Raw genomic sequence first — 13,368 nt, forward strand, 5'->3', positions numbered from 1 at the left:
ATTATTTTGTATAACCTGGATTTTGCACCATATTTTTGTTGACAAATATTTCATCTGCGGGAATAGGAAAATTGTATTGTGCTTTTGTTGACTCCAACAATAGTGCTCCCGCCGTATTTACAGCATCTTGGGGACCTCTACGAATAGGCATTTTCTTTCTTTTTAAATCAAAAAAACGATGTCCCTCAAATGCTAGCTCCTTGTAACGCTCCGCTAAAATAGCATCAATAAGTTCATCTTTAGAAGCGATCACTTGGTTTTGATAATCTTGGATTCGAGCTTTCCGCAACACGTTCAAATCACTATTTGCTTCATTGAGTTTATTTGTTTCGGCATTAGCTTCAGCCCGAATTAAATACATCTCCCCCGTCCTAAATAATTTCACATCCACAAGACCAGCTGTTGCATCAGCTTCTTTACGGCCCAAATATTTTCCAATCAGATACTGTTGTTTCCCTGCTCCCCGATTGGGGTCATCGAGAATATAGCTACCAAAACGTATATCTTTATTCTTATCAAATAGAGCGATCAATTTATTCGAAGGAGTATAAAGAGCTATTTCGCCGTCTTGTCTAAAAAATAGCGCGCCTATAGGTCCTTCGGCAGGAGAATCATCTTCTTTGGGGAGATCTGCTGCTGTCCTACGCAATGAAAAAACCACTTCATTGGAACTCTCATCTGACCATATTTTCGGAAAAGAAGTCCGGTCAGCCAGTGGCTTTGCAGCAATGACTTTCGATGAAGCAGCAATTGCCAGTGGCCAATCTTTTGCATATAAAGCGGCTCTTGCCTGCAATGCATACAAACCCATTTTAGAAAAGCGGTAAACAGCCTCTTCATCTCCAATTAAGCCCAAAGCCTCATTAATGTCCTTTTGGACTAAACTGATTACTTCGGCAACTGTTTTCCGTGGTGGATGTCCAATTTCAGACTTCAACATATAGGGAATTCCCAATGCTGTGGGCTCATAGCTCGCTGCATAAGCTCTCAAAAGCTCAACATGAGCAAAAGCACGGACTGCAAGCAATTCGCCTTGATAATGCTTTTTCGTATCAGCATCCACTTTCTCCAATTTTTCCAGTCCTGCCAAAGCGCGATTCGCACGATCTATGACTACATAGTACTCACCAAAAGCACTCGTCACCGATGAACTTGAGGCTGTATATTGCCAACGATAAGCACTAACATTTCCAACCGTATTTTCCAATGGATAAATTGCTTCGTCCGATACAACTACACTATTTCCAATGAGTGTATAGGTCATACCAGCATAAGCACCTTTGATGGCCATATCGATATCATCCAGATTACGGTAAGCCTTTTCGGGATCAATCGTATCTGAAGGTTTTAGATCTAATTTATTACAGGAATAGAACGTCGACAAACCCACAGTAAAGAGGCCGATTATTAGTATATTTTTAAATGATTTCATTGCCGTAGTCTTTTTAAAAATTAACACTGAATCCCGCTGTATATGTTCTCGGAGCAGGATAGTTAAAACGGCTGATCCCTTCACTATTTTCGGGATCAAGCCCTCGCCAGGACGTCCAGGTCAATAAATTTTGTCCCTGAAAGAAAATTCGGGCTCCTTTAATTACCTTTTGATCCCCAAACAATGTTTTCGGAAACTGATAAACTAAATTGACATTTCGCAATCTGAGGAAAGAAGCATCCTGGATATCTTTGGATGTATATTCGCGTGGTACATCAATCCGCTGTAAAATGGTATTGTCTCCCGGTTGCTTCCAGCGATCAGTAAGCATGCGTATACTTTGGTTACTCGTCATATAACCTGAATTTTCATTATAAAAATCCTCGTTATTCCAACGGCTAACATCACTCACAAATGCAAACAAAGCATCCAACGAGAGGTTTTTCCAGCGGACAGTTGTATTAAATCCGCCAACCCATTTTGGAAACATACTGCCAGATTTTGTAACGGCCTGTGAAGTTTCATCGTATTCGGTTGTTATACTACCATCGCGGTTATAATACTGCGCATCGCCAGTCTGGGGATTAACCCCTGCCCACTCAGGCGCATAATAGGTACCATAGGGCAATCCAACTCGCATAATCCGTGTATCTCCATCTAAAACCTCGGTCAATGCATCAGAAAGATATAATATGGTATTTTTATTATAGGAAGCATTGACCCCTAAAGTCACCCCCCAATCTTCCCTCTTAATAACATCACCGGATAAGCTCATTTCCAATCCCCTATTACGCATCTTGCCCGTGCTCAATGGTAGTTTACGATCCAAGAATCCCGATGTCAAGGAAATCGGCTGATCGAAAAACATATTCTTGGTTATTTTATTATAATAATCCATGGCAATACGAAGCCGCTTTGATGGAAAAAGCTCCATATCAAATCCGGCATTGAATTCATCCACATATTCCCAGTCATAATTCGGATTTCCGGGATCATAAGGACGAATGGCTGTTTCACCACCATAGGTAATGTCCTTTCTAAAAGTTGCTAAGTAATTGAAATCACCGTTGATTGTACTGGCCGTGGTACCATAACTGGCCCGTAGAGATAGGCCTTGTATGAATTCATTGGATTTCAAGAATTCCTCTTCCTTGATATTCCAATTTGCGCCGAAGGAGTAGAAACCATGCCAACGATTCGCCTCCGCTACACGGGAAGAGCCATCATAACGATAACTTGCCGTCAACGAATAACGATTGTCATAAGTATACCTTCCCAAGGCCATATACGAAGCCAACGCATATTTAGTACGCCCACCCAAAATTGCTGGTAAATAGGTCGGACTTACTGTTACACCATTCGGATTTTCCGGTAGACGGCTATCAATACCGTAACCTTTGTATCCAAAGGCGCGGTTACGTCGATATAAATATTCAAAATAAGCTGAGAGCTCCAAATTATGCTTTTCGTCAAAAGTATTTTGATAGGTTAATCCGGTGGTACTGATCACATTGGTAGACCGGAGATTGTCTTCTGCGAATAATCCCTTTCCACCAAGTGTCGGATCCCGATCCCGTGATCCGTAATAAGAATCAGGGTTGATATAATCTTGGCCGGTAGTCGTGTTATAGTCTATACCCAATCGCGTGTGGGCTTTTAAGGTCGGTAGTAATTGATAATTTAGATTGAGGCCAACATTGGTATTAAATAACTCAGAAGAACTACTTGAGTTGAGTAGACGTTCCAATCCGGCACTCCCTTCGCGCTGATCCAAAATAAAGTAATCGTCTTCATTACCAAAATGAATGAGCGTTCCGTCCGGTGCATACGGATATTCATAAGGTAGTGCATAATAAACCGATGCCATAGACGATCCGACACGTGAAGCTCCTACACCTTCGGTAAATTTCGAATTTGTATACCCAAGGGTCACATTTACACCTCCTGAAAGCTTCCCTTTATCAAAATCTACATTATTTTTCAAGGTATACCTATCAAGACCAGATCGAATGGCGACCCCCTCCTGTTTATAGTATCCCGCACTGCTATAGAACCGCACATGCTCCCCACCTCCGCTTACATTCACCTGCTGATCCATAAACTTTCCGTTGCGAAAGAAGTAATCGCGCCAGTCAACATTAATCCCTCTCAAACTATCCAAAATTTGAGCTGCTCGCGCTTTATAGGCGGAAGTTCCGCCCGCTACCTCGGGATTTTTAGGTGAATAAGTCCATCCGGGACCTATGCCTTCATTATTATCTGGATCGACAAAGGGCCCCAACTCTTCTTCAAATTGTAAACGTTGCTGCGTATTCATCATCTGGAATTTTGGCCGTGTCAGTTTAGAAAGGCCATATTGAGAGTTAAAATTCACAGCTAACTGGCCAGATTTACCTTTTTTTGTCGTGATAACAATAACACCGTTTGAACCTCTGGATCCGTATAAAGATTTTCCTGTTGCATCGCGCAATACATTGACAGATTCAAAATCATTCGCACTAAAATTCTTCAGTTCAGATGTGGCAATAGGAATTCCATCGATCACATACAGAGGATCCGAAATACCATTGATGGAACCAATCCCCCGGATAACAACAGAAGCAGTAGCACCAGGTTGTCCTGAACTAGCCATTACACTCATCCCCGGAACACGCCCCTGTAGCATTTGGTCAACAGAAGCCATAGGTACTTGTTCCAGATCTTTTGCTTTTACTGTGGTGGAAACATTGGCGGACTGTTTTTTTGAATAATTCGTATATCCTGTCACTGTCACATCCTCCAACACCGTGCTCTTATTTGCCAATACAATCGTTAGCGGCCCCGAACCGCTGAAAGTATTGCTCTGTCGGTCATAGCCCACAGAGGAGAACTCCAATTGATCCCCCTGTTTTGCAGTAATACTGAAATTGCCATCTGAAGTTGACTGTGCAGTTGTTCCAGCTGTCAAATTTCTGACAGTGACTCCTCCTATGCCTTGCCCCTTCTCATCAAGAACTTTTCCTCGAATAGTTTGTTGCAACAGTACAAATGAATTTCCATAATTGGCAAATGAGATGGATTTGCTTCCAGTCTTGGCAATAGTTGGTGCTAGGTTTAGGCTAAGCGCTAGTGTCAACAGCGCTTGTGCGTGCATGCTACCTCTCATAAATATCTACATTTTTGGTCAGTGTTAAAGCATATCAATATGGATAACTTTACTTAACCTAAAATGCAAATAATTATCGAACAAATGAAATGTTTTTTGCCTTATTCATCTTCTTTGTCCCACCAGTCTGAAGCCTGTAAATCATCTATTTCACGACGATCTTTCTTCGTAGGTCTTCCCGTTCCGCGGTCTCGCTTAAGCACAGGTGCCTGAAATACCGATTTGTAGCCTACAGTCTCTTCTACAGGGGTTTGATCTTCATAAAACTGAACAGCAGTTTTTGCATCCACCCGCCGATCAAGAAGACCGATCACTTTAACAACTTTCTTTTCGATTCCTTTTTGGATATGATAGACATCGCCGATCTTAACTTCGTAAGAAGGTTTAATATTTTGACCGTTCAACTTGACCCGTCCCGCCTTACAGGCTTCGGTTGCCAAAGTTCTTGTTTTAAACAATCTTATCGACCATAAATATTTATCAATTCTCAATTTTTCTGATGCTGCAGCCATAGTGCAAAAATAGTTATATTAGCAAATTATCGTGGTATTCCCACCGAAAATTAACATATTTCCCCTATACCTAATTTCTTCATGGCAGGGGAGAGAACGATAAAGTTGCTTTTAAATGCAACTTTATCTAAGTTTGTACATCAAAATAAACAAATTCAAATAAGCAAACAAATAATATGGTAGAGCCACTTAAAAAATTGATTGAGGAAGCTTGGGAAGATAGACAATTATTGGAGTATAAAGAATATACAGAAGCAATCCGTACAGTGATCATGAAGCTAGATAGCGGTGAAATCCGTGTAGCGGAAATGATCGGCACGAGATGGCATGTAAATGACTGGATCAAGAAAGCTGTGATCTTGTATTTCCCGATCAACGATATGCGTGAGATGACAGCAGGTCCTTTTGTATTCCATGACAAAATGAAGCTAAAAACGGATTACAAACACACTGGTGTGCGTGTTGTTCCTGGCGCTTCTGCTCGTTTAGGTGCTTATTTAGCAAAAGGGGTAATTATGATGCCTTCTTATGTTAACATCGGTGCTTATGTAGACGAAGGCACCATGGTAGATACATGGGCAACAGTCGGTTCCTGTGCTCAAATTGGTAAACATGTACACTTAAGTGGTGGTGTTGGTATCGGTGGCGTACTTGAGCCAGTTCAAGCTGCTCCAGTTATCATCGAAGACAATGTATTTATTGGATCGAGAGCGATCGTTGTTGAAGGAATTCGCGTAGAAAAAGAAGCTGTGTTAGGCGCTAACGTCGTATTGACTGCATCAACCAAAATTATTGATGTTACTGGACCTGAACCTGTAGAATACAAAGGCTATGTTCCTGCTCGTTCGGTTGTCATCCCTGGATCGTATACTAAAAAATTCGCAGCTGGCGAGTATCAAGTTCCTTGTGCATTGATCATTGGTCAACGTAAAGAATCTACAGATAAGAAAACTTCATTAAATGATGCTTTACGGGAGCATAATGTAGCTGTCTAAATTCAAGGTTAGAACTAAAAAAATAAAAAATGAGTGCATTTGTGGATCGTGAGGATTTGAACAAAGCGTTGGAAACGCTAAAAGCAGGTGGGTTAATCCTATACCCAACAGATACAATCTGGGGGATAGGCTGTGATGCCACTAATCCTGATGCCGTAGAGAAAATCTTTCAATTGAAAGGAAGAGATAAGTCCAAAAGTCTGATCGTCCTTTTACATAACGACAACCAATTGGCAAGTTATGTCAACGAAATCCCCGATGTTGCTTATCAACTTATTGAATATACGGACAAGCCATTGACAATTGTCTATTCGAATGCCAAAAATCTTGCCCCTAATGCCATTGCAGAGGACGGTTCGATTGGCATTCGAATTGTCAAACATCCTTTTTGTGAACAGCTTCTACAACGTTTCCGTAAACCTATTATCTCTACTTCAGCAAATATCAGTGGTGAGCCAACAGCGAAAGATTTTGACGAAATAGCTGAAGAGATCAAAGCAGGTGTAGACTATATTGTCGAATATGATAGGCATGTGAAGACTGATGGTAGATCATCTACCATTATGAAGCTGGACCCAAGTGGTAAATTTGAATTCATTCGAAAGTAATATAAATACATCATGATGTATTCAAACTCAAAGTAGATTGAATAAACGGTGTTAGCTATCTTGCATTCAGCTTTAATATACACGCAATGAAAACCGAGCCTGTGAGCTCAGGGAATAGCCTCATCACAATTGAAACCGCCAAAGGCAGCATGAACCGAGTGAAACGAGCTCATTTATACCGATGAGACCAATACTTATAAATAATTTATACAGATGAAAAAGATCATTTTATTTTTTGCATTGGCAATTGCTGTAAGTACGCAATTACACGCTCAGAAAAAGGAGATTCCCTCAGCAAAACCGGGTGTAAAATATGGAAAGGAAATTCAGGCTAATAAAGCGATTTCTGTTGCTAAACTGGAAAAAGAACTAAGTAGCAAGAATACTTTCAACGGTAAAATTGAAGGCAAAGTCGTTGAAGTCTGCAAAAAGAAAGGCTGTTTCATGACCTTACAACGCGATGGAGAGGAACCTATCATGGTACGTTTTAAAGATTATGGATTCTTTATGCCCGCAGATATCATTGGTAAGACAGTTGTTGTCGAAGGTGTAGCCAAGCGGAAAGAAACTTCAGTCGCATCATTGCAACATGCCGCAAAAGATCTCGGTAAATCTCAAGCCGAAATAAATCAGATTACTCAGCCAAAAAACGATATTAATATTGTCGCTGAAGGGGTTGTTGTGGTAAGATGAAAAAATTTCAGACAGTAACTGCCCCATCCATCAATGTAGGTGGAAAGCTAATGACATTTGACAAGCCTGTTATTATGGGTATTCTCAACGTTACACCAGATTCCTTTTTTGATGGTGGAGATAATACCACGGTAGAGAAAGCTCTGGGAAAAGCAAGTAATCTCTTAACGGCAGGCGCTCAAATCCTCGATATTGGGGCCTATTCTTCACGTCCCGGCGCGCCATTAATCTCTTCTCAAGAAGAAATGGACAGGGCGCTTCCCCCTATCCTGGCAATCAGAAACGCCTTTCCAGAAGCGATCTTATCTATAGACACCTTTCGGGCAGATGTTGCTGCAGAAGCTATTGACGCTGGTGTACATATTGTCAATGACGTATCAGGAGGTACGCTTGATGAGGAGATGTTTGCAACAGTAGCCAAATATCAGGTGCCTTATATCCTCATGCATATGCGTGGGACTCCAGAAACCATGCAAGGACAAACCGAATATACCGACATCGTGACCGATGTTGCTACCTTTTTGGGACAAGGTATAGCTCAATTAAGAGATCTGGGTGTAAAGGATATAATCCTCGACCCTGGGTTTGGCTTTGCGAAAACAATCGATCAAAATTATGAACTGCTTTATCGGGTCGATGAATTACAATATTTTGGTCTCCCTATTTTAGGTGGTATATCACGTAAATCCATGATCTACAAAAAATTGGGTATTACTGCCCAGGAAGCCCTCAATGGTACAACGGCATTAAACACCTTACTTTTGGAAAGAGGTGTACAGATACTCCGTGTCCATGATGTCGCAGAAGCTAAACAGCTCGTTGATCTCTTCTATTAGAGAAATGTGCATACTATTTGTATAAACATCGTTCCGGGTATGTCGTATTTACTTGCCAATAAATGTTGGATCACTTAATGTTTCTATAAAAGCGATAATATCCTGCTTTTCTTGCTCCGTTAATGGAATTCGATTACCATTTTCTTTAAGAATAGGATCGAGATTTTCTGCTTCCAACACACCTTTATCAAAATAATCTAAAACAGATCTTAAGGTTGGAAATTGACCAAAACTTCCGTAAGGCGCTGTGTAAGCCGCATTTCTTAAAGAGGGAACACGAAAAGCCATCTGATCTGCATGTCGTCCAGTGACCCGACCTCGTCCTGCTTCTTCAGGATTGGGATTCAATGGAAAGCCTACATTTCTAAAGCTCTGATCAGTAAAAAGCTCCGTACCATGACAACTTGTACATTTACTCTTGAAAGTTATATACCCTCTCTCCTCTTCCGCTGTAAATCGCTCCCCTTCATTTCTTTTTACACGATCATATTTGCTATTGGCAGAGATCAATGTATACTCGTATTGTGCAATACTGCGATAAATTCGATCAGCCGTTATGCTTGCATCGCCAAATGCTTTTTGAAATAATTTTTTATAATCGGCATCAACACCAATTTTACCGATCACCTCCAAGATAGAGGAGTTCATTTCTTCATGTGTTATAATCGGAACGAGAGGTTGCTTTTCTAATTGCAGGATATTTCCATCCCAATTATAAAACTTCATAAATGCCATGTTTTGAACAGCGGGCGTATTACGAAGTCCCACCCGTTCATAAATTCCGACGGCCTGTTGCTTTCCATCTGAAAAAGCTAGACTGGGATTGTGACAACTCGCACAGGAAATAGTATTATTTCCGCTGAACCTCTTTTCATGAAATAATTTCTCGCCCAATTCAACACCATATTTTGTAGGTCTATTTTGCGCTAGGGAACTATTTAATGCTGGAAATTCTGCAGGTATCTCCAGTGAAATTTCAGGGTTGTCCTCCTTTATTGATTCGTCCATATCCCTTTTACTGCAGGAAAGTACAATCAATAACACAGTTAAGGCACAGATTACTGTTTTCATTCGAATAAACGATTTTGCAAATAAGAATAGGATTATTATGCCACTATTGTTTCCTACTAACTAACAAGGGGTCTGTTAGATTTTATATTAAGACAAGGCCATCATCACTAAGTTCCTGATGACCTTGCCATTAATTTCTTTTAGTTGTTTTCGACACGCTCGACAGAAAACATGCCGCTTTTATCCTCTTTACCATCTCCCCCAATATTATTTACAAAAACTTCCATGGCCGCCATGCTGCTATGAAGGCTTGGTGTTGTTGCATTTTTCGACGTTAGGATTACTTTTGTTTTTCCACTTAAGAGTTTATCAAAGTCAGCTTTGATCGTGATTTTAGGTGCATTGCTTCCCACAACAGCAGTCGTCGTTAGATCCAATGTAATATCACGATAAGCATCTACGCCCTGCGTATATGTTTCAGGTTTACCTCCCTCTCCATTCAGTGTGCTTCCGGTGTGGACCTGAAAAGCATTATTTTCAACACCATAAAATCCTTCGATCTTCGTAAATCGATATCCCGTAGCCCATTGCCACATCATATCGGTATCATTAGCTCCCGCTGCAGCATAAAATACCGGAAATCTGACCTGATCCAATGTATTGATTTCTTGCTTCACCCCTAATCCAAATTTGAGCTGACGATACTCCCCTACAGGTATATTGGTCAATACATAATCCAAACTCGCTTGTTTGCTTTGGTTAACCACAGTAGCTCCTTTATCCAGGTCATTTACATTGTAAGGGATTTCAGTTCCATCTGCTTTAACAAGTCGAATATTACTGACAACATACTTAAGTTCTGAGAGGTGATGTGCTTGATCCTTTTCTGATGTGTTAACGGTAGCATCAGTAATTGTCGCTCCTCCAAGGACAATGGTGCTATTTTTAAATGTATTATTAAAATGTAAGTTGATATTATTTGCTACAGGGTTGTTATCGTTTTTGCTACAGGAAATCATTATTAATGAAGCAGCAGATAAAATTAGATAGTTCGTTAATTTTTTCATTGTATGTGTTATTTAAATGTGATTGATTTTTTTAAAAATTGACTTTTAGGGATGTAAAAATATTCCGTCCCATTCGTGGAATATTTCCCCAATCCGCATAGGTACTATAGTATTCATTCAACAGGTTCTCAGCCCCAACCTGAAAGACAGATTTGAACTTGCCGAGACTGAAACTGTAATCCGCAGATAAGTTCCATATTTTGTAGGAAGCCGTTTGATCTTCGCCATAGGCTGGACTGTAATTGGTCTGTGCAAAATCCCCATTTAATGAAGTCCGCAAGCCTATTCGTTTATAGGCATAATGAAGTGCTGTCTGATAGCTTAACGGCCGTATAAAAGGGAGATTACTCTCTTCATCGTCCTTGCCTCTAGCGTAGGTAAGCACCGCTTTCCAATGCAGGTTATCCAGGACTTGATAATCTATGCTCATCGCCGTATTAAATAGCGTCGCATACTTTAAAGACGTGTAACCTTTCACACCAACGGATTGATAATTCATGGGGCTTCCTAAACTCAGAATCCGTCCGATGATATAATTGTCGATGTAGAAGTAGTTCACTTTTGCGGATACACTTAGCTTTTCCGTTTTGAATCCAACACTGGCGTTAACCTCATAAGAGATTTCATTTTTGAGATCAGGGTTTCCGATGTAATCGTAACGGTCAAAGCTATTGTAGATATAATAACCATAGGCTTCGGAAACGGAAGGTGCACGATGTCCAACCCCTGTTCCGACAGAAATATCAAACTGATTTAAGTTTAACTCGTAACTGGCATGTATCCCCGGAAGCCATCTATTCTTTTTTTGTGGTGCGCCCGGATGAAAAATCCAGTTAAATTCCACATATTTAGAATAATTGTAGTTCCAGCCCAACGAACCACCCAAGTTCACTTTACTCCGATCTGAAATTTCCCAGGAATTATTCATTGCAACACTCACAAAACGTGTTGTTACCCAAGGCCAACTATAGGCAAACATAGTCTGTTTGGATCGATCCTGTGGGTACATCCGCATTTCCGCTATCGAAAGATTATCATAAGCATTTAACTGTACTTCTGAAGAATATCGGTCCTTCTTTAAATTTATTTTTGAAACCAATCCATAGGTTGTACTCCATCCGGGCATATCCATATGTACCAAATTCTCCGGCCGTGTCGTATCATCCATATAGTGCTCCACGGCATTGAAATAAACTTTGGTATCCCACACTTTTACCAACCCTTCCTCAAACAATTGTTTATAGGATGCTGATGTAATAATCGCCCGTGATAACCATAGGTCCATCGGTAAAGCTGGGAAGCCAACATCTTTTGCTCGATCAAATATCGCATCTACCCTGACAGCAGAAAGCGCACTTGTCTTATAGGCTAAGCCCAATGATGCATTCAGTTTATTATATTGTGAGTGCAGCACTTCCTTGTTGTTTCCATCATAATAATTACCCGCTTTACGAAGGGCAATGCTACCATCAGCAACGAAATTGTCTGTTGAATAGAATAGATTCCCAAGGTTAAAAGCTTGTTTATTGTTAAATTCAAAACCTGTCTGATACGCACCACCTATTTTTTGTTGCAGACCAAAAGGAGTACTTCTCCTTTTGAGATCAATACTTCCTGCCACTGTCGCACCATGCATATTCCCTTCTTGCCCAGACTTAATATCAATGGAAGAAAGGTTATTGCTTTCCACGTAGGAAGTTATGGGGTCCATCTTATCTGTACAGGCACCAAAAACATGCATACCATCAATTGTGATTGTGGAACGTTCCGTACTCATGTTATTCAGTAAGGGTTCCCATGCATACGCACCACGTTTGATAAAGCTGATATTGTCTGATGAAGCCAAAAATTCATCGACGGAGACGGCCATTTTCATGTCACTTTCAATCTTTCGCTTGATCGTAGCTTCAACATTGACTTCCCCCAAACGTCTCGTTGTATCTCTTTTTACTGGGATGCTTTGCCCATGTACTTTCAATCCAAGAGAAAGAATAAAAAGAATAATACTTAATTTCCTCATAACTCTTAGAATAAAATATCGAGGTACAACTCACTTTTACGTCCTTCCACTCCCGGTGTAAAATCTTTCGGCACCTCGGTACCACGGATTACTTTTCCATCTGGATTCAACAAGATGAAATTTAACGTCCAGTTCCCGGTCATGGTATAATTAACGACACCATGATATAAACCATCCGTGTCCTGTATCAAATCTTTATTGTTAGGAGAGGAGTGATTGCCCATAGACGGTTCAGGCATACGTGGGTCTAACTTCAGCGCATAACGCTCAACTTGCGAATAGGAAAATTGCAGTTGATCAGCGAAGCCTTTCGGTGAAGAGTCAAGCTGCCTATTCAATTTATAGATGCCAGCGACCAATTTATTCTCAGCGACATTAGGTTTCTTTGGAGAAATTAATGCAATGACATACTGCTCATCATCTTTCCCTGTGAACATCGTCATATTCAGATTTTTATTGGTTTGTTGCCGGACCAATACTTCTTTTATCACGGAGAAATTTTGACCGCCAACTGTAAAATTGACATTGATTTCCCAACCGCCTTCCGAGCCACTTTCGCTGGTAAAAACGGTATAACCCGAGAAATACTTATCGTCCGATTTATAACTGAAATTATACTGGTTTGGACATGATCTTTTCTCTCCTGTAACAGTGGTCTGGATTGGCAAAAATGTAACACCAGACACTTCCACAGGAGTATTCGTTTGCGTGTTCTTGATTCGCACGCGGATATCATTATAACCGCGATACAATACACCATTCAACGCCTCGATGCTAATCGTATAACCGGCGTTTACAACATTTGTAACCTCTTTAAATTCAACACCCTCCTCGACCACACTCCCTCTTTCGGCTTCATAATTTGTTTTTCCCTTTGTACATGACCCGAGAAATACGCATGTTATAGCAACATAAAAAACTATTGTTTTTATCAATACACTTACCTTCATAAAAATACCATCTTAGCTTAGTTTACAGGAGACTAATCTTAGTGCAGGATAAAGTATAGTTAGAAGACAACAAAAATGACGACAGAAAGGTATGCCCAA

11 protein-coding genes are annotated in these 13,368 nt (G+C 40.5%); 4 read left to right on the top strand and 7 right to left on the bottom strand.

Features of this window, described 5'->3' with window-relative positions; translation table 11 throughout:
• Window position 1: 1 nt before the first annotated feature.
• The 3 genes from OGI71_RS18460 to OGI71_RS18470 all read right to left on the bottom strand — a co-directional run bounded on the left by OGI71_RS18460 (window position 2) and on the right by OGI71_RS18470 (window position 5,089).
• Window positions 2-1,432 (bottom strand): RagB/SusD family nutrient uptake outer membrane protein, encoded by a 1,431-nt coding sequence (locus OGI71_RS18460; protein ID WP_282250926.1) that lies wholly within the window; start codon window positions 1,430-1,432, stop codon window positions 2-4.
• A gap of 13 nt (window positions 1,433-1,445) precedes the next feature.
• Complete coding sequence (locus tag OGI71_RS18465) at window positions 1,446-4,577, bottom strand: SusC/RagA family TonB-linked outer membrane protein (RefSeq protein WP_282250927.1); 3,132 nt, start codon at window positions 4,575-4,577, stop codon at window positions 1,446-1,448.
• A 101-nt stretch (window positions 4,578-4,678) separates the two neighbouring features.
• Window positions 4,679-5,089 carry an RNA-binding S4 domain-containing protein gene (locus OGI71_RS18470; RefSeq protein WP_282250929.1) on the bottom strand — a complete coding sequence of 137 codons (411 nt, stop codon included), beginning with the start codon at window positions 5,087-5,089 and terminating at the stop codon, window positions 4,679-4,681.
• Between the two features lie 176 nt (window positions 5,090-5,265).
• Between OGI71_RS18470 and OGI71_RS18475 the strand changes: the two genes are divergently transcribed.
• The 4 genes from OGI71_RS18475 to folP all read left to right on the top strand — a co-directional run bounded on the left by OGI71_RS18475 (window position 5,266) and on the right by folP (window position 8,221).
• The gene (locus OGI71_RS18475; protein WP_108636324.1) at window positions 5,266-6,084 is read left to right on the top strand and encodes a 2,3,4,5-tetrahydropyridine-2,6-dicarboxylate N-succinyltransferase; all 819 of its coding nucleotides are present in this window, start codon (window positions 5,266-5,268) and stop codon (window positions 6,082-6,084) included.
• A gap of 29 nt (window positions 6,085-6,113) precedes the next feature.
• Window positions 6,114-6,692, top strand: coding sequence for an L-threonylcarbamoyladenylate synthase (locus tag OGI71_RS18480; RefSeq protein WP_282250933.1), 579 nt, complete (start codon window positions 6,114-6,116; stop codon window positions 6,690-6,692).
• Between the two features lie 213 nt (window positions 6,693-6,905).
• Window positions 6,906-7,385, top strand: a complete 480-nt coding sequence (locus OGI71_RS18485; protein WP_282250935.1) for a DUF4920 domain-containing protein — start codon at window positions 6,906-6,908, stop codon at window positions 7,383-7,385.
• Complete coding sequence (gene folP / locus OGI71_RS18490; RefSeq protein WP_282250937.1) at window positions 7,382-8,221, top strand: dihydropteroate synthase; 840 nt, start codon at window positions 7,382-7,384, stop codon at window positions 8,219-8,221. Before OGI71_RS18485 ends, folP begins: the two co-directional genes overlap by 4 nt.
• A 48-nt stretch (window positions 8,222-8,269) precedes the next feature.
• Here folP and OGI71_RS18495 read toward each other — a convergent pair whose 3' ends face one another.
• The 4 genes from OGI71_RS18495 to OGI71_RS18510 form a co-directional block, all read right to left on the bottom strand.
• Complete coding sequence (locus OGI71_RS18495; RefSeq protein WP_282250938.1) at window positions 8,270-9,292, bottom strand: cytochrome c peroxidase; 1,023 nt, start codon at window positions 9,290-9,292, stop codon at window positions 8,270-8,272.
• 140 nt (window positions 9,293-9,432) lie between these two features.
• On the bottom strand, window positions 9,433-10,299 hold the full coding sequence (locus OGI71_RS18500; RefSeq protein WP_282250939.1) for an MbnP family protein: 867 nt from the start codon (window positions 10,297-10,299) through the stop codon (window positions 9,433-9,435).
• Between the two features lie 31 nt (window positions 10,300-10,330).
• The gene (locus OGI71_RS18505; RefSeq protein WP_282250940.1) at window positions 10,331-12,319 is read right to left on the bottom strand and encodes a TonB-dependent receptor; all 1,989 of its coding nucleotides are present in this window, start codon (window positions 12,317-12,319) and stop codon (window positions 10,331-10,333) included.
• Window positions 12,320-12,324: 5 nt separating this feature from the next.
• Window positions 12,325-13,269: a hypothetical protein gene (locus OGI71_RS18510; protein ID WP_282250941.1), complete on the bottom strand. Its 945-nt coding sequence runs from the start codon at window positions 13,267-13,269 to the stop codon at window positions 12,325-12,327.
• Between the last annotated feature and the right edge of the window lie 99 nt (window positions 13,270-13,368).

Origin of the sequence: Sphingobacterium sp. ML3W (genome assembly GCF_029542085.1) — a bacterium.
GTDB lineage: Bacteria > Bacteroidota > Bacteroidia > Sphingobacteriales > Sphingobacteriaceae > Sphingobacterium.